General features: G+C 55.7%; 11 protein-coding genes. 6 read left to right on the forward strand and 5 right to left on the reverse strand.

Annotated elements, in window-relative coordinates; genetic code table 11:
- The first annotated feature begins 152 nt into the window (after positions 1 to 152).
- From YA0848_RS18885 to YA0848_RS18900, 4 genes are all read left to right on the forward strand, one after another.
- Positions 153 to 335 (forward strand): hypothetical protein, encoded by a 183-nt coding sequence (locus tag YA0848_RS18885; protein WP_198731384.1) that lies wholly within the window; start codon positions 153 to 155, stop codon positions 333 to 335.
- A gap of 1,387 nt (positions 336 to 1,722) precedes the next feature.
- Positions 1,723 to 3,630 (forward strand): AAA family ATPase, encoded by a 1,908-nt coding sequence (locus tag YA0848_RS18890; RefSeq protein ID WP_232925135.1) that lies wholly within the window; start codon positions 1,723 to 1,725, stop codon positions 3,628 to 3,630.
- The gene (locus YA0848_RS18895) at positions 3,627 to 5,180 is read left to right on the forward strand and encodes a hypothetical protein (protein ID WP_198731385.1); all 1,554 of its coding nucleotides are present in this window, start codon (positions 3,627 to 3,629) and stop codon (positions 5,178 to 5,180) included. Before YA0848_RS18890 ends, YA0848_RS18895 begins: the two co-directional genes overlap by 4 nt.
- Positions 5,174 to 10,588, forward strand: a complete 5,415-nt coding sequence (locus tag YA0848_RS18900; RefSeq protein ID WP_198731386.1) for an FtsK/SpoIIIE domain-containing protein — start codon at positions 5,174 to 5,176, stop codon at positions 10,586 to 10,588. Before YA0848_RS18895 ends, YA0848_RS18900 begins: the two co-directional genes overlap by 7 nt.
- A gap of 33 nt (positions 10,589 to 10,621) precedes the next feature.
- Here YA0848_RS18900 and YA0848_RS18905 read toward each other — a convergent pair whose 3' ends face one another.
- The 4 genes from YA0848_RS18905 to YA0848_RS18920 all read right to left on the reverse strand — a co-directional run bounded on the left by YA0848_RS18905 (position 10,622) and on the right by YA0848_RS18920 (position 14,021).
- Positions 10,622 to 11,026, reverse strand: a complete 405-nt coding sequence (locus tag YA0848_RS18905) for a hypothetical protein (protein WP_198731387.1) — start codon at positions 11,024 to 11,026, stop codon at positions 10,622 to 10,624.
- 170 nt (positions 11,027 to 11,196) lie between these two features.
- Complete coding sequence (locus YA0848_RS18910; RefSeq protein ID WP_198731388.1) at positions 11,197 to 12,060, reverse strand: transporter; 864 nt, start codon at positions 12,058 to 12,060, stop codon at positions 11,197 to 11,199.
- A gap of 75 nt (positions 12,061 to 12,135) precedes the next feature.
- Entirely contained in the window at positions 12,136 to 13,269 is a 1,134-nt protein-coding gene (locus tag YA0848_RS18915; RefSeq protein ID WP_198731389.1) for a glycerol dehydrogenase, read from the reverse strand.
- A gap of 26 nt (positions 13,270 to 13,295) precedes the next feature.
- Positions 13,296 to 14,021: an SDR family NAD(P)-dependent oxidoreductase gene (locus YA0848_RS18920; protein WP_104730308.1), complete on the reverse strand. Its 726-nt coding sequence runs from the start codon at positions 14,019 to 14,021 to the stop codon at positions 13,296 to 13,298.
- A gap of 183 nt (positions 14,022 to 14,204) precedes the next feature.
- Here YA0848_RS18920 and YA0848_RS18925 point away from each other — a divergent pair, with 183 nt between their 5' ends.
- Positions 14,205 to 14,723 carry a 2,4'-dihydroxyacetophenone dioxygenase family protein gene (locus YA0848_RS18925; protein WP_198731390.1) on the forward strand — a complete coding sequence of 173 codons (519 nt, stop codon included), beginning with the start codon at positions 14,205 to 14,207 and terminating at the stop codon, positions 14,721 to 14,723.
- 19 nt (positions 14,724 to 14,742) lie between these two features.
- Here YA0848_RS18925 and YA0848_RS18930 read toward each other — a convergent pair whose 3' ends face one another.
- A complete protein-coding gene (locus tag YA0848_RS18930; RefSeq protein WP_198731391.1) occupies positions 14,743 to 15,591 on the reverse strand; it encodes a response regulator transcription factor in 849 nt (282 codons plus the stop codon).
- Positions 15,592 to 15,954: 363 nt separating this feature from the next.
- On the opposite strand from YA0848_RS18930, the gene YA0848_RS18935 reads away from it, so the two are divergent.
- A complete protein-coding gene (locus tag YA0848_RS18935) occupies positions 15,955 to 16,851 on the forward strand; it encodes a reverse transcriptase domain-containing protein (RefSeq protein ID WP_198731392.1) in 897 nt (298 codons plus the stop codon).
- Positions 16,852 to 16,957: the final 106 nt, after the last annotated feature.

Genomic DNA, 16,957 nt, shown 5'->3' on the forward strand with positions numbered 1-16,957 from the left:
ACATGAATGCTGCCGCGCTCTTCAACCCAGAGTTCGGTATAAGACATAGGGGCAGCACCGTACCGGAAAGGTCAGGTGTTGCACTCAGTTTTTGCCGCCGCCCTATGTATCTCTCGCTCAGTTGGGCTGGATCTGACAAAAGGAGCCCATGAATGAACCTGATCCGATTTTTAGTCCTTCTCTTCGTGTTCATCTGCATGCTGGTCGGATGCACTATCGTCATCGCGCTATTGGTACTTGCCATACGGTTCTGGCCTGTCCTGCTGATCCTGATTTTGACTCTCGCTCTATTCAACTGGCTGCTCAGCCGAATCGGAATCCAAGTGAAGTCCTGACGCAAAACCTCCAATGCACCTCAAAAGTTATCCCTGCATGATCACACGATGCTTGATCTGCAACTCATTCGAAGTATTGACCAGAGAAACAGCCGAAACCCTGATACGCACCTTAGGAGTGTTGAACAGCTTTACTTAACGAATTCAGCGCGCATCTTTCGAAGCGAAGACACCACCCTCTGATCCACTGTGAGAGTACCCTATAACTCATTCAGGAAGGACTATCCGAGATTGGCATATCGAAAAAAGACACCACCGACTTCACTCGTGACGTCCATTGCTTTCATTTCTTAGGCAACGATTACCTTTGCCTACGCTGCGGAGCGAAATACGATAGCCGCTACCAGCGTCATAATGGCCACCCTCTCCACGACAATTGAGTCGTGGAGAGGGTGGCCATATTATTTTTTGCGATTTTAATCAGCTGGTTTGCCCCGGACCAAAAACGCCCAAAGGACTAATCAACCCTAAAAACAGAAACCTACTCGCCTTGGCCACTGTCATAATTCTTTCTCAATATGCCCGCGCAACTTCCGCATATCCGTAATAAGTTAGCAAATTAAATTCAACGCTTTATTCTTTCTCTGGTAGTGCCCTGGGCTTGCGCCTCATCTGCGGAGGCACCATCATCATGGTTAAGAAGTCACCTATCCAGGAACACCACAACCTAAGCAATCCCTTGATCTCCGAAGCTGCGCTTCCGATTTCTTTCTGAAGCCTGCACACATGATGCGCCCCGACGCCGTATCGAAAAGGTCTCCTCTATCCCAAGCTGATGGAGCCCCTAGTCCGCCTTGCCGCCCTGGTCGAGATGAGCATCACGGCCGCGGAGTCCCACCCTGCGTGCTTCGTTTTTCTGAATTACCACCACAATAGAGTCAAGATCCTCTATTTGAGAGCGCAACAACCTCTGCCTTTGGCTCAAGCGCCTCGAAGCCGAGCGTTCCAAAACTTCACCAAACACCATCGACGAAGCCATCATTCTGACCGTTCATTGACTGGACTGATTACTCGACGGCTTCAACCTCTGGCGCAACCGTCCGCATCAGGTTCTGACGCCCCGTTTCGTGGCCTGACCCGGTATAATACGGGCCACGCCTTCGTCTCCCGACTTCAGTTGCCCTGCCTGCCTCATGGAGCGCCGCATATGGATAACGCCAGCCCACGCTCAACAATCTTTGCAGCCCTCTCAGCGATGACAGCACCATCGGCAATCAGTCTCTGTTCGGGCAATTGCCCCAACTGTTCGCTTCACTCGACAGAGAAACCCACAAGCATGAGCGAGATACGCTGATCGCCGAGACTACCTGGGATGGCTTGACTACGACACTCTGACAAAGAGAAGCCCGAAGGCTGGCGTAGAAAATGATTTTCATTAGGAAGCGATATGACCACTACACCGCAAGAAGATGAAAGCGATGGGGTTCCACCAGCTAGCGCTTGGGTTCGTTTTTTGCGTAGCTACGGTCCGACATCGAACAACCTGACGATGTTCGACGAGTATGTTTCGAGCGCGCTTGGGCGAGCAAGAGTTAAGCCGATTAGCTTGTCCGCGCCGCAGCTAGAGGACATGGTACGGCACATCGAATCCAAGGCCCCGGGGTCTATCTTGATCGCCGGAACTGCTGGGGATGGTAAAACGTACCACTGCCGTGCTTTATGGGAACGTATCGGCGGGGATCCCAAGGATTGGGCAACCAAGGGCAATGTGAAAGAGCTGCATCTAGCCGATGGGCGTTTGGCTTTCTTCATCAAAGATCTTTCCGAGTTCAATGGCGAGGAAAGCGATCTCCCGTTGCAGCGGCTCGAAAGGTCTGTTCTAGAAGGTGATAATTCCGAGATCGTGATCCTTGCCGCAAACCATGGTCAGATTCTTGATCGTCTCCGCGATTTGGGCAGGCGCCAAGATCGCACCCACCCACTTCGTAAGCCGCTTCAAGAACGCTTCTTACAGGCCGGCCCGGCGCCTGGTCGCCTAGCAGTGTTCGATCTCAGCCACTCCACCAGCCGCAAGACACTAGAGGAGGTGGTTGAGGTAGTAGCAGGGCATCCGGAGTGGGACAACTGCAAACGCTGCGCACTCAAGGCAGACGGCAAAGTCTGCCCCATCGACGAAAACCGCCGCAGACTCTTGGGCGAGTCGGATGGCGGCCAGCTCTCTCGCCGCTTGGGAGATTTGGTTGAAATCGCGAGGCTCAATGGGCTACACCTCCCTATGCGCGACTTGCTCGCGCTATGCTCGAACATGATCCTCGGCTGCTCCGATGCCAAGCAGGCCAAGGAGAACCTGATGACCTGTGCCGATGTCGCGAAAATCCAGGAGAGCAGCGATCTCGGTAAAGCCAGTGTCTATGTCAACGCCTTCGGGGCCAATCTGCCCAAGCGAAGGGCTTCTGACCGCCCCATCTTCAAGGCGATGTCCAGCTTTGGCGTGGGCGATGAGTCGACCAATGCAGCTGACGGACTGCTAGTTTATGGCAAGGATGACTCGCGACTGCAAGCTGACTTCGCTCGTCTGGTCGCGAGCGATCCTATCTACGGGGCCACGATCGCCTTCAGTACAGCCCAAGACGCCTATTTGGAGGGGTATGAGGGCGCCCGCTTAGAAGGAGGGTCGGCCGAGTTTCTCTCGATGCTCGAAAACCAGCGGCGCAGGCTTTTCTTCACTCTTCCGGATGGGGAGGCCGGCTATCCGCATTGGTCGATGACCGCGTTCCGCTTTGCTGGCGAATACTTAGAAATCATCAATGCACTTAAAGAGAAGAGGCCTGTCAGCGAGATAGTTCGTGGACGTATCGCCAAGGGCCTCAACCGTGTATTGACTGGCCTTCTTCTTGAAAATGTGGACCGCATCTTTATCGCCAGCTCGGGGGGCTTCACTCAAAGCCGGGTGAGCGTGCTTTGTGATCACGAGACCCCCTCCCGTAAGCAAGGTGGTGTTGGCATGGCGATCAGACTAGTCGAGGAGACGGGTTGCCCTCGACTCGACATTTCGCTCGCTGCCGGCCCGGGAAGTTCGGTTACCTTCGACTTGACCCCCATCCGTCATGAGTTTCTCTCGCGCATCGCCGAAGGCGCTTTGCCTGCCAGCTTCTCCAACGAATGCCTTGAAGACCTGCTGGCCTTCAAGACCAAGCTCTTGCGCAAGGCTGAGAACGTCAGGAGGGCTGGCATGGCCGGCGATGACGACGAGGTCGGCGGCGAGACCTCCGCACTGACACTCAACTTCATTGATATTGTTGAGCCAGGCGGTCACGGCTTTTCGCGCCCTGTAATTGTGAGGACACAAGAATGAGCGCGATCATCAAGAGGCCTGAGATCAAGAGCGTCGACTTTTGTGTTGACGAGAATATTTGGGGACATCGTCTCTATGACGAGCAGCTTCCGCATCTGACTGTTCTCGAGTTTTTGGGCGTCCTTGGCTCGAACCTGGATCGGCCGCTCAGGCCGCATCAGGAGCTGGGCGGTCCAGTTATCTTCAAGCCGCAGCGGCAAATCCGTTTGCGCGGGCTGCTGTTCAACAACCCCTACGTTGAATCGATTGCAGAAAGCGCTGCGTCAGATGAGGAGAGGTGGAAACAGTGGTTTGAGCGCTTTGATCTTGGGGCAACGGGCAAGGATGATCGAGACATGACCTACCTGCGCCGCTCGTTCACCAGCTTCGAAGACTTCGCCAAGGCCATCGAGCTGCTGCGCTCCTCGTCGTTCGAATCTCGCAGTAATAAGCGCTGGAGTTCCAAGTTCGTATTTCCCTTCGGTCCTGATGCCCTCTATGAGGACTTGGCGATCGATTCACGCGGAAATATGAACAACGACCGCCGTTTCTTCGCCCGTACAGGCGAGCTGCTCTATCTCATGCTCACGCGTGCTAAGCGTGGAGCGGAGCTCGGCGACATCCTTACCAAGCGCCTGTTCGATCACGAGGCGCCGATGAATCGCCTGGCCAGGGCTTTGCAAGGTAAGCCGCAGCATGCCAGCGACCCACGGCCATCAGGTTATCTTCCCGAAACAAGCAATGCGCGCTTTGACCAAATCTGTGAGGACTGGCTGTCAATCCTTGCCAAGGATATGCCGATCTACGACGCTTTGGAGCACTTGATCACGATCACCGGTCTGAACATGCTGCTCTACTTCCTAGAACGAGCCAAGCGGGTCGCTGGCGATGACAATCCGGTTGAGATCATCTGCGAAATCGTATCCAAGGAGCGTACAAAGGTACGAGCGCTCTCTGGCGACAGCTATCAATTCAATCAAGGACTGCCGGCTAAGGCTGTAAGAGCTCACGTCGAGTCGATACGGTTGGACTCAGAATGGGTTGCCGCTGAGTTGGCGGAGTTCCCCGAGGCCGAGCGCGTTAAGCTCATGCGTGAGCGCTTCCAATGGCCGCCTGCCGATAGTGGCGACGATGAAGACTACACGGACAAGAGTCCAGATGAATTGGTCGCAAAGTTGGCCGATAACGCCCTGGCCCGGCATGAGCAGCATGTTGGAAAGATTCATGCTTCATGGTCGCGCGCGATTGGGCTTAGTTCACGCAGGCTTTCGCGGAGAACTCGCTACGCGCCTAACGATCGGCTGCTCAAGTCGATCGTGGTGTCGATCGTGGACGATCGGATGCAGCTCGACGAGTTCCTTGCCGAAGCCAAGCGCAGATATGGTCTGGTGCTGGGCGATGCCGAAGGAGCGCGCTTGGTCGACGCCAAACTAGTCGACCAAGAAGAGCTTAGTGAGAACCGAGACAACCTCGAAGCCCGTCTCGTCGGTTTGGGTCTGGTTCGCAGACTCTCCGATTCCTGCTCATTTGTAGAAAACCCATTCGCGTTCCAGGGAGAGGCCGCATGCTGACCGATCGTATTATTGGGCGCGTCGGCGCGAATATCCTCGCCCAACGCATATCTAATCCTGGCCAGCCTAACGATTTGGCGGCTCTCTTCAGGCTCGACAAACTTTCGGCCAACCAAATCGCGGCGGTAGCATGGGCTATCCTCGCTAACCCGGATCTGCTCGCCCAAGTGGACCTCATGATCCCGGAGGCCTTGGTGGAAGGCCAAGGCCTACCGCCAGACATCCTGATTCCGCATAACGCTGGCTACGTCCGCAACAACGCCACTACCGCTAAGGCGGCAATCCTTACGGCTAATGGCAACGAGCACAACCTTGCCGATACCTTGGGCCATGTCATGGCTATCGGTGCAAAGGAGATGAGGGCCGATCCTGCCCCTTGGGTAGACGCCACGCTCCAAGCGGGCGGCATTGCGCCAGTGTCTGACGACCGAGCGGTATTCCAGGCAGCTCTTGGCGGACTGCTCGCCTCCTCGGAACTTTCGCTAGTACAGCTTGGCGAGCTCTGCTCCGCCATCGTCGAAGCTATCGCCACCCGTGGGTTGCCCATCCGCGATGCCGTTGGCTTCGCCTTGCCTTGCGCCGGTCTCCCTAGGGACAGCTCCTACTTCTCGAATGCGAAGACTTTCGCAGCCTCACGCAAGCCGTGGCATAAGGCTTTCACCAAGCTTTTCGCTCAACGCGCACCGCTGCTCAAAAAGCTCCGCCAGAATGGTCAGCCTCTCGATCCGGACGAGATCTCCGAGCGTATCGAAGCCAATGCCACAGAAATTTCGGAAGGGGCCCGCACAGCTCTCGATGCCTTCGCCGCCGCACCTGCAGGAGATCAAGAGACATCCAATGCCCTCGCCCAATTCGAGTGGGAAAGCGATGGCGTATACCTGGCCTTCGATAAGCCAAAGGAAAAGCAACTCGGCTTAGCAGAGTCGACGATCCGCTTCTTTGACCATGATTGCGACCAAGAGAACTCGCTCGATACCGAAGGGCGCAAGCTTCTGGAGGACCTGAAGAGCCGTGAGCGGCGATCCGACTTCACTGAGGAGGACGAAGAGTTTTTCATCAAGCAGCGAAGGCTCTTGGAGCAAGACGCCAAACTTTGCTCGCGTTGGGAGAAGGCCCTTTATGGCAAGCCTATCGACTGCAATGACTTCTTCGAGGGCTTCGCCCGGGTAGTGAATAGCTTGCATGCTGGCCTTCGCGACCCGCAAGGTGAACGAATCCTGCGCTTCACCGTGACCAAGGGCCGCAAGGAATGGCGTGAGCGATTTAACTATGACGCCGGTAGTTACTTCTCGGCTATGTATCGCGGCTTAAAGGAGCTCATGGGCTCCAAGGTAGAGTGGAAAGTCGAGCGCTTGGGCAATGCGAATTTGCCCGATCCTCTTTTCGACTATGAGGCCTTCTTTGCCAAAGAGAAGGAACTCCGCAACGATAAGAAGGGCAAGGTCCGCCCAAACTCGTCGCTATCGCGCCAGGCCTTGCAGATCAAGTTCGATGTGGCTTTGATTCAGGTTGCTAAGGACAAAGAAACTGTCTTGGCGAAAACGCAACTCCTTTGGAGCTATAAGCCTACGTCGATCGGTCTGTCGATGGTCGACGACATGCGACGTCTCTTGGAGAAAGGCGCAGTAGGTTGCACAGAGGTTCCCCGCCGGCTCGTAAGCAAGAAGGGTGGTGTACAAAATGTCTCGCTGCTCGACACCGGGACGTTGGAGGCGACGTACTCGACTGACGCGGGTTCACTGGTTCCAGCGGCCAACAGGCTCCGGAGTTTTCGTCATGAAATCAAGACTCGGATCAAGGAGCTCGCCGAGGAAGACCGGCTGACCCCGCATCAACAAAACGAGGTAAAAGCCTCCTGGGATAAGTTCGAGGAGGACTACATCGCGGCGATGGAAGATTTCGTCGCAACTGGGCTGAATGGCGATGCCGTCATGCGTCAGGCAGAGTCTTTTGCCAGGCTGCTGAACACCCTCATGGCTCATGCTCGTGGTGACGTGTGTCGCTCACGACTGGTCTCCGAAATACTATCGGTGGGCACGGTTCGCGTTGCTGGCGACAACCCAGCAATTATCATCCCGCCGTGGCATCCAGAACGCATGAAAGCCCTTGCGGTGAAGACGCGACGCGTTGCCGGTTTCGCCACCCACTTGCTGTCCAGCGACAGCATTCTCTATGGCGATCGCGAGATATTCATGCGCGAGCTATCCGACGAGATCGCCCATCCGTTTTATCCGGAGATCTCGGTCCTCAATCGAGGCGGCGCTATGACGCTGGTTTCGGAGAGCAGCACGGTCAACGGCTACAGCCTATTGGAGTCGCCCACGCGCGGTGCTGAGGAAGCGATGACCGATGTCGATCCTACAGCTGCAGCCAAACAGGCGCGTGAGCTTTTGGAGCGTTATGTCGGGTTACAGCCCCACGAGGCAAGCAATCTTAGCGTCGTACTCTACAACGCCGATGCTGCCGATCTACCGCTCGCCACTGTCCGCGAACTCTCTTCTATCCAGGAAAATGGCAAGCTCCAATGCAGCGTTTCGGTACGCCACTCAGATCCAGGAAAGCTGCGGCGAGTCTATGGTGAGCTGGTCAACAAGGCCGGGGACGATCCCGATTTGCCAGTGGTCAGCGAGACCAGCGACAACTTCATCTCGAAGCTGCGTATTTCTGTGACGCCCCTATCGGCTACACCCGGCGAGAGTGCTCAAGGATTCAAGGCATTTGATGTGGCCTTCCTGCATGACGTGGTCGCACGGGCAGCTCAGACGGAGTGGCTCCCCGTGCCGTGGACCAACGATCGGCCCAATTTTGAGCACGCTCCTTCGCGCTGGTCTTATAGGAGCGTATCAGGCGAGAACGAGCTGAAATCGACCACGTTCCTAACCTGCCCATGGCAAACGGCATCAGGATGGACCTATGTATCGGCTGTCGCCGCAGTTTGCCGCCAGACGGACGCTCTACCAGAAGAGCGATTCCTACCGGCACGTCGTATTTCCCTGCAAAATCCAGCGCTGGCAGGAATGATCAAGGACGCCCACGAGCTGGCCGAATGGGTGGCCACCTACGACGAGCTACTCGACAAGCGCCAGCTCCAACACAACAACATCACAGTGGTGCGCTACCGCCGAGGCTCGACCAACGGCCGCAATATGATCGTGAGCTCAACCTCCGAGCTCCGGCTACTGGGTGTTCTGGTCCGCAGGCGCTTGGAAGAGTTGAACCTCCAGATCGGACCCGATGAACTCCAGGCCGCTGCAGACAAGGCGAAGCGCGACGCGCTCTCGGTCTCCGGCGATATTGTGCTGCGTGCAGCCAAGCGAGGTGTTTCTGCTGGAGAGTTGATTGGCCTGGTACTTAGCCGACACTTACTCGCGGAGGAGTTCAAGTCCGCAGCTGTGGGCGGACAAACCTTGACCGCCTATTTCCTGCTCGACGATTACGCGAGCTGGCTTTCACAACCGGAGAGCCGCATCGCAGACATTTTGGCGCTCAACGTCGAAGAGCACGAGGAAACCGTCCGCGTCGTCATTTCAATCGTTGAGTCGAAATATGTCGGGGCCGATGGGCTGGCTAAGGCGCGCCGAGATTCCAAGGACCAGCTCCTGGCAACACTGAGCATGTTCCGTGAGGCGCTTTTTGGTGATCCCGGCCGCCTTGATCGGGACGTTTGGTTGGCTCGCTTGGCCGATTTGCTGATCGATGCAGACGTCCCACCCGGGTTGACTGGCTTAATGGAGCGCGCACGCGCCAAGCTGCGTGAGGGCGAGGTGGAGATCTCGCTGCGTGGCTACTCGCATGTCTATGTCCACACCTCGGATGCCGGCTCGGTCTCGGCATCTGATCAAGAGCTGCTTGATGACTCTGAAGGCGTGGAAGCTTGGCAAGAAGTTTTCGATCGGCCTGACCTGCGAAAACTCGCCGAAGCCTACGCTAAAGGCTCCGGCGGGCACGCAGCTCGAGCAGGTCTTGGGGCCCAACAGCCTTGGGTCGGGCACTGCTTCAAGAAGCCCGCCTCGCGAGTGCCATGGTTGGCCACGATGGGTCTGCTCTCGGGTGGCCAGTCCGACTCCCTTGATGAGGAAGCTTCGGATAGTGATGGCTCGATAACTGCGCTGAACAGCCTGACGGCCGCACCTTCGGATCTGACAGAAGAGCCCGCCCAAGCCTCCGCAGCTATTGCCGCTTCAGCCGCTAACCAAGTCACCGCCACGAACACCAACCTCGGACCTGCGCTCTCCGAACTAGTCGCGTCGAAGTTTGCTGGCAATGAGCAAGCCGATGCAGAGAGGGAAGAATGGGCCCAAGATGTCACCAAAAAGCTCAAAGCTGCACTCAACAGCTACGGCCTGCAGGCGGCAATCCTGGGCACGCGCTTGACTCCCAATGGTTGCCTGATCCGCTTGGCGGGCTCTGATCGACTTCGCGTCGAGGATATTGAGAACAAGCGTACACAGCTTTTGACTACGCATGCTATCAACCTCGTCACTGTCCAGCCCAAGCCTGGTGAGATCGTAGTGACGGTTGCTGGCGCAAAGAGGCAGGCTGTGTCGCTCTGGGAGCTTTGGGCGCGTCGAGAGCTGAATAGAAACGTCGCGGGCATCAACACCTCATTCCTTCTAGGGCTTCAGGAGATTAACGGCGCGCTGCTGTATCTGAACTTGGGGTCGGAGTTCGGTAGGCTTTCTTCGCATGAGCCGCACTCGTTAGTAGCGGGAGCCACGGGCAGTGGTAAGTCAGTTTTGATCCAGGCACTGCTGTTGGATATCTCCGCGACCAACCCTAAAGAGCTCGCCCAAATCATCTTGATCGATCCGAAGATGGGCGTGGACTACGCACCATTGGGCGACTTGCCGCATATGCGCGACGAGATAGTCACCACCAAGGAAAAGGCCGCCGAGGTTCTCGAGGCTCTAGTGCAAGAGATGGAGGATCGCTACCGCGCCTTCGCCAAGGCCAGGGCCCGCGACTTGCCAACCTACAACTCAAAGGTTTCCGCCGAAGAGCGGCTGCCGATGGTCTTCCTGGTCCACGACGAGTTCGCCGACTGGATGCTCGATGATGCCTACAAGGCGGCGGTCGGCGCGGCGGTTCAGCGGCTGGGCGTGAAAGCCCGTGCTGCCGGCATCCACCTGATCTTCGCGGCGCAACGCCCCGATAAGGATGTGATGCCAATGCAGCTTCGCGAGAACTTGGGTAATCGTTTGATTTTGAAGGTCTCCAGCGAGGCCACCTCCAAGATTGCGCTCGACAGGCCAGGAGCCGAGTTACTGTTAGGCCGTGGCCATCTGGCTGCCAAGCTCAATGGCGAGCAGGGGTTGGTCTTCGCTCAAGCTCCTTTCCTGTCCGACCACGACATTGAATCCGCGGTGGCCGCCATTCGCGCTGACAACAATATTGAAATCAAGGAATAAGCGGCCAGCAAACACACCTTCAGAATCCCAGCATTAAGGGCGATGGTGTCCACCTAAAAATACGTGGACACCATCGCCCTTATCGCAAGGATCACCATGCGCAAGCGCACCTCTTATCCCAAACCCTTCAAAGCCCAATCCCGTATCGCTCCCGTCAGGGAAAGCCTTCAAAAAATCACGGCGTCTCTGAACCACGCACAAGACCAAATAGTCGCGGTCGGTATCCTTTGTTGAAAGGTGCCCGGCATCGACCACGCCATGGATGTAGCCTTCAGCTTTTCCCCTCGCCTCCAGCAGGGCTTCGATGGAAGTGCTTTTGTAAATGTCTCCAGCGATGAGCTGCCACCGCTTTTTCTGGCGGTGTCCAACGGGGTCATTGGAAAATTTCGGTGCGTTGATCAGGGTGTTGAAATAGGCGCGTGTGCCAGGTGTGTTCAAAGCGGATTTTCACAACAGTTACGTCTCTGGGTAATGACAGAGCGCAATGATCTTGATGTGCATGAGGACGAGGCATCAGTGTCGTGGATTTCAGGTTCGCATCAGGAGGCAAATCTTAGGTGGCAGAGCATCCAGCCCGGACGAGAGTGGCTGGGCTGATGCTGCCCAGATTAATATGCGTAAAGAACTCTTAACTGAACGCTTGAGAGCTTCGGCCCTTCATCTATGTTGATGTCATGAAAATATTGAATTTGTCCTTGAACCTGTTTTGTGAAGAATCGTGCCCAAGTGAGTCCTATTGTCGTGTCGTTACGTGAACCGATGTCGATCCCCTCTCCAGTCTGATCAGCACCCCAAGCTTTGCGGTACGTAAGCGCGACCTCACTGCCAGGTGAGTAAAGCCAACGTAGATGCACGTGACCTTGATAGAGGGGATCAGTGTCCATATCACTTCCCTCCTTTCGAGTGTAGCGCTCAGTCTCCGCGATGAGATCAACCGCAACATTCGGTGCCAGGCGCCGAGAGTAGGCCAACTGGAAATCGGCAGCCCACCGATTATTGCTTAGTGCGAAACCGTCATCCTCATGGCCGCCCGTAGGTGCAGTGAAGAAGGCCGACCAGCCGAGATACTCATGGTTAGTGCGATCGGCAATCGTATAAAGCGTACCACCTACGATGACGTCACCGATGCCAGTTACGCTGGAGTTCGCGAGGCCGGTGCGCTGCCGTCCCATTGGAAGGACGATCTGAGGGTTCCAAACATAATCGGTATTGAAAAACTGCATGAAGTGCACGTAGCGCAAGATGCTGACATCAAGCGTCAAATCCAGCTTGTCCGTAGTCTTGCTACCACGGGAATAGGCGTTATCCGCTGACGCATGCTGCTGGTAGAACACCATTAAGTCGGTGCCCGCAGGCAAGGCGGTATAATCTCCAGGATCAGGCTTGACGTCTGCTGCGGCCTGGTTGCAAATCAACGGTAGAAGGCTGCCCAGTACGGTGTAGCGAATATAGGACTTCTTATTTTTATTCATTATTGTTTTCCACGCGAAGCCCCCGGTGGGGCTTCGGTTTTTGGGGACAACGGGGCGTATAGGCTGGAGTTCACGTCAGGCGACGGCGTCCACCTGTTCAATTGCGGCCCTGAGATTCTGAGCGTTGACCTCAAAGGGCACGTTGTGTAGAAACGGCAGCCCCAGCGCTATATTGATAAGGCTGTCTATGCTTTCCATCTCCCAGTCGATCCCCAGCGCTCTAAAGCTAGTTGGAAGACCAAGCTTGAACAGAAGCGTTTTAACCTTGATGAATTCCTGCTGATCGTTCTCCAGCATGAGTTGGGTCAACAGACCTACCGCGACCATCTCGCCGTGAAGAAATTTCTTTTCAACAGCATGGATAGACGTCAATGCCGTAGCCACGCCGTGAGCGCCTGCCAAGCCGCCGCTCTCAAATCCAGTACCACTGAGCAGCGTATTAGCTTCAATCACGTCCTCAACGGCGGGAGTTAATTTGCGTTCACGCACATCGTTCGTGGCGCGCTCGGCAAGCTCGTGAATGGTCGCCGAGCACTGGGCGGACAGCAACTGCGCAGCCAACGTCACACGAGCCCCGAGCATCGACCTGCCACGCTGATTTGTACTGGTCGCCTTAGCTTCATAGCCTGTCGCCAAAGCGTCGGCGATCCCAGCAGTGAAGAAGCGGACCGGAGCATTGACCACTACCTGGGTGTCCATCACGACAACATCGGGATTGCTCGGGAAATACTCTACTACTTCAAATTCGCCAGCTTCGGTGTAGACCACAGCCGCAGCAGAGCATGGGGCATCCGAAGAGGCCAGCGTCGGGCAGACGACCAAGGGCACGCCTAGGCGGCTTGCTACGCATTTTGCGGTATCGATCGCCTTGCCGCCGCCAACGACGATCACCGAGTCCACACTTTCTTTGCTCCAGGCTTCGACGTGCGTGGCGACGGCGGCGTAGCAGCATTCTCCGGAGAAGGCGCGGAAAAATACCTCATGCTGAACTAGGCCTGCGGAGACGGTTTCGCCAATGGACGCAGGCAAGTCCGAGGGGATGAGTACTCCAGGCTTGGTGCTGCCAATAAAGCCTAAGTAGTAACCCAACCGCCCCAGCTCGCCTGGGCCTTGGATGTAGCGGTGGGCCGCAAAGAAAACGCGCGGAGGCAGATCGGTCAGGGTATCGAATTGCTGAAAAGTTTCGAGTGGTTTCTTGAGCTGTTTCATTTCTTAGCCCTTAAGAGTTATAGAGTTCAAACTGAAAGGTACCCACCGTCCACCGGCAGCGTTGCGGCTGTAATGAAGCTGGCGGCATCGCTGCAAAGGAATGCAACCGCATTGGCGATTTCGTCTGGCCGACCGAAGCGCGCTGCTGGTGTCCTTCCGAGGATCTGATTGGCTATGACTGTGCTCGCTTTCAAAGGGGCTAAAAGTGGCGTGTCAATCCACCCTGGTGCAACGGCGTTTACCCTGATGCCCTCCGAAGCGTATGCCTGAGCTAGGGACTTAGTGAGCTGAACCACGGCACCTTTACTGGCGGAATATGCAGGGCGGTCAGAAGAGCCAAATGTGCTGTACATCGAAGCGATATTTACGATGCTGCCGCCCTGGCGTTTTAGGAGCTCGCGAGCGAGCCGGCAGCAGTCCATCACGGCCAGCAGATTAATCTGTATGACTTTCGCGAAGGCGTCAGCATCGTGCTCACGCCCTGCGATGCTCACTCCAGCAGCGGGAACGAGAATGTCCAGCTTATCCAGGCCCTGAAACAGCGCTGCGAGGGCGTCCCCATTCAGCACATCAAGCTCCATTGTTCGCACATTTTGCGGCGCACGTTTTGCTGCTACTTCGGCGCCCAAACCCACGGCGTAGACAACGGCTCCCAAGCGTGCGAGATGGTGCGCTACCGCCTCGCCTATTCCCGATGTACCGCCGGTGACGATGGCAGTTTTGCCATCGAACAAACCCTCTTTGAATGTCATGACAGGCTCTCTTCTTTTTGTGGGGTTGGGGAGACCACTCGATCTCCTACCGCTCGAAGGTAGTGCCCCGTTGTCACAACCGCATCGCGATTATTCGCTATAGCCGATGCAGCCTCCATATTGCGAGCATCGGTGTGCCGCAAGCCGGCTATATAAATTCAACAACAGCCTGAGGATCATCAAATGCTTACCAATATTCAGCCGCGGCCGAACAGCGCCATGAGCGAGGATGACAAACGCGTTCTAGGACGCCACGACCAATTCGGAATCGCCGACCTTTATCTGAACGAAACGGAATCAGTTTTCCATCCATGGGTTGGCGATGTCTGGCTAAAGCCGTTGCGTTTCGATGTACGGAATTCGTTGTATGTCACGATTCTTTGGGCCAAAAAGCCAAGCGGACTGGGCCGTCACCGCCATCGCGGCCCGGTCACTGCCTACACCCTGGAAGGATCCTGGCGATACGAAGAATATGATTGGGTTGCTCAGGCGGGTGATTTCGTTCAGGAAAATCCCGGTGTTATACACACGCTTACCAGCGACACTGGCACCAAGGCTTTGTTTTTTGTACAAGGCTCGCTGGAGTTCTATGACGAGGAAGACAAGCTGACCGAAACCCAGGACGTTTTCGGTTTTATGGACATGTACATTCGCTATTGTGAGGAGAACGGAGTCCCCTTCAACGATAAATTGGTATTCTAGAGACGCTGGCGGTGGAGTGTTACTCCACCGCCCAACCGTGCAGTTCGTGCTCAGTCATTCCATTTAGCAGCGTTACCAGCTTCGCATGACTGGAAACATTCAGTTTATTTCTGATGCTTCGCAATTGGTGATCGACAGTATGGAAAGATCGGCCGTTGCGCTTCGCAATCTCTTTGTAGCTCAGTCCGTTTGCAGCTAAACGGGCAACCCCAATTTCTGCCGGGGTCAACAGCGATGCAGATTCAAACAATGCAGGTATCGAAGTATCAGTGTCGCTAGTCAAAATATGGATCTGGTACATGATGGGTGAGATCACTTCGCGAGTCACACTCTCGAATAGATCATATTGGTTCTGCCGCCAATCTGATGCATGACGTCTCTGCGCCCGATCTATGCATAGGAGACCGAATCCTTGTCCTGATTGCTTCAAAGAAACGGCAATCTTGGATTCAATCCCGGTGGAGATGAGGGCCCTTCGAAGCCTTGGCTCGAACTGCGTGTCAGCCTCAAGGGAGGCGAAGACCACAGGCTTGCTTGCTCCCCAAATGTTTTTCACCGCCGGAGAGTGATTGTCCACCTCAAGGCCTTTGATCGTCCTGATCCCACCGGACTCACACACGCTCTCCGCTTGTCCCGGGAGATATGTTGTTTGCTGGGGGCTTGCGAAGCCACCATCCACCCGTTCCACCTCAAGCTCCATTCGAAGCCAGGTTGCACATTCCTGCCATGCCGCACGGCTGTTGTCGATGAGCAGCAGCAAATGCGCTGCGAGATCTCTGGCTCGGGAGTGGCTCATGCGTGTCGGCTGATCCAGCAGGCGGTGCCGCAAGGCTTGCTGTGCCAAGAACGCCGATTCTCTATGGCTCATCGTGTTGCCTCTTATTATGTCCCGCTTACGCCTATCGAACGGCCCGGATAATTCCACCTTACAAGCCCAGCAAAAGCGATCGATGACAGGTATGACGGTAGCATCGCGAGGCCTTTCAAATCATTATTCTTATGTTGAAAACTTTTACCAGGCACCGGCTAGCCGTCCAATATTTTTAAGGTCGCTGGCGATACCTAGCAGGTATCTTGATCCCATTACCGTCCGGGGAGTGAGTCGTCGCCGATCTAACGTGTGTCTTCGCGCGTGGCGCTCATATCGATGCAAGCCCGCCAAGCAATCCCGGTCATGCTGTAATCAGCGCCGACCTGACAGACGCCCGCCAAGCGACACTCATGCCTAAACATGATATCCCCTTTCCTTTTCTTCCTTGGTATCACGTCGTTCTTTGATGAGATCGACCATGAATGGATGCTGATGTTTCTGGGGCACCGGATTGCAGACCAGCGCTTGCTCGGGCTTATCTGCAAGTGGCTTAAAGCAGGCGTCATGGAGGATGGCCGTAGGGTGGCTGCGACCAAGGGCACGCCCCAAGGCGCAGTGATATCGCCGCTGCTGGCGAATATCTATCTTCACTACGTGCTGGATTTATGGGCAAGGCAGTGGCGCGAGCGCCACGCTCGCGGTGATGTGATTGTCGTGCGCTACGCGGATGACAGTGTCGTGGGATTCAGGTTGAAATCGCAGGCTCAGAAACTCTTGGAGCAATTACGAGAACGACTGGCCCGGTTCGGTTTGTCGCCCAACGCTTCGAAAACACGACTGGTTGAGTTTGGTCGTTTTGCGGCGAGAAATCGTAGAGATCGCGGATTGGGTAAGCCGGAGACGTTCGATTTTCTGGGCTTCACACACTGTTGTAGTTCCAACAGAAACGGTGGCTTTCAAATACTGCGGCTGACGGTCAAGAAGCGAATGCGGACGACGCTGCTGGCCATTCGAGATGAACTGAAACGTCGACGTCATGAACCCATTCGGGTTCAAGGACAATGGCTCACTCGGGTGGTGAGGGGTTACTTCAATTATCACGCGGTGCCTGGAAACCTGATACGTCTGGGTGGTTTTCGTTCGGCGGTCTGCTGTCTTTGGCGGCAGGCCCTTAAACGTCGCAGCCAGCGTAATCGACTTCAATGGTCTCGCTTCGGGTTGCTCACAAACCACTACATACCCCACCCAAGGAACGCACACCCATACCCTGAGGATCGCTTCGCGTCAGGTACCCGAGGCAGGAGCCGTATGCGGTAGTTCCGCACGTACGGATCTGTGCGGGGGGCGGCAGGTAACTGCCGTTCCTACCGCGACCGCAGTGGATTTCACCAGAGGCATTTAACAAGAACTTGGGTTGCGCGGA

It is taken from the genome of Pseudomonas sp. S4_EA_1b (genome assembly GCF_016307435.1).
GTDB lineage: Bacteria > Pseudomonadota > Gammaproteobacteria > Pseudomonadales > Pseudomonadaceae > Aquipseudomonas > Aquipseudomonas rhodesiae.

Coding starts and splice junctions, on each gene's coding strand:
- YA0848_RS18885 (WP_198731384.1), top strand. CDS start 153: ATGAACCTGATCCGATTTTTAGTCCTTCTCTTCGTGTTCATCTGCATG.
- YA0848_RS18890 (WP_232925135.1), top strand. CDS start 1,723: ATGACCACTACACCGCAAGAAGATGAAAGCGATGGGGTTCCACCAGCT.
- YA0848_RS18895 (WP_198731385.1), top strand. CDS start 3,627: ATGAGCGCGATCATCAAGAGGCCTGAGATCAAGAGCGTCGACTTTTGT.
- YA0848_RS18900 (WP_198731386.1), top strand. CDS start 5,174: ATGCTGACCGATCGTATTATTGGGCGCGTCGGCGCGAATATCCTCGCC.
- YA0848_RS18910 (WP_198731388.1), bottom strand. CDS start 12,060: ATGAATAAAAATAAGAAGTCCTATATTCGCTACACCGTACTGGGCAGC.
- YA0848_RS18915 (WP_198731389.1), bottom strand. CDS start 13,269: ATGAAACAGCTCAAGAAACCACTCGAAACTTTTCAGCAATTCGATACC.
- YA0848_RS18920 (WP_104730308.1), bottom strand. CDS start 14,021: ATGACATTCAAAGAGGGTTTGTTCGATGGCAAAACTGCCATCGTCACC.
- YA0848_RS18925 (WP_198731390.1), top strand. CDS start 14,205: ATGCTTACCAATATTCAGCCGCGGCCGAACAGCGCCATGAGCGAGGAT.
- YA0848_RS18930 (WP_198731391.1), bottom strand. CDS start 15,591: ATGAGCCATAGAGAATCGGCGTTCTTGGCACAGCAAGCCTTGCGGCAC.
- YA0848_RS18935 (WP_198731392.1), top strand. CDS start 15,955: ATGATATCCCCTTTCCTTTTCTTCCTTGGTATCACGTCGTTCTTTGAT.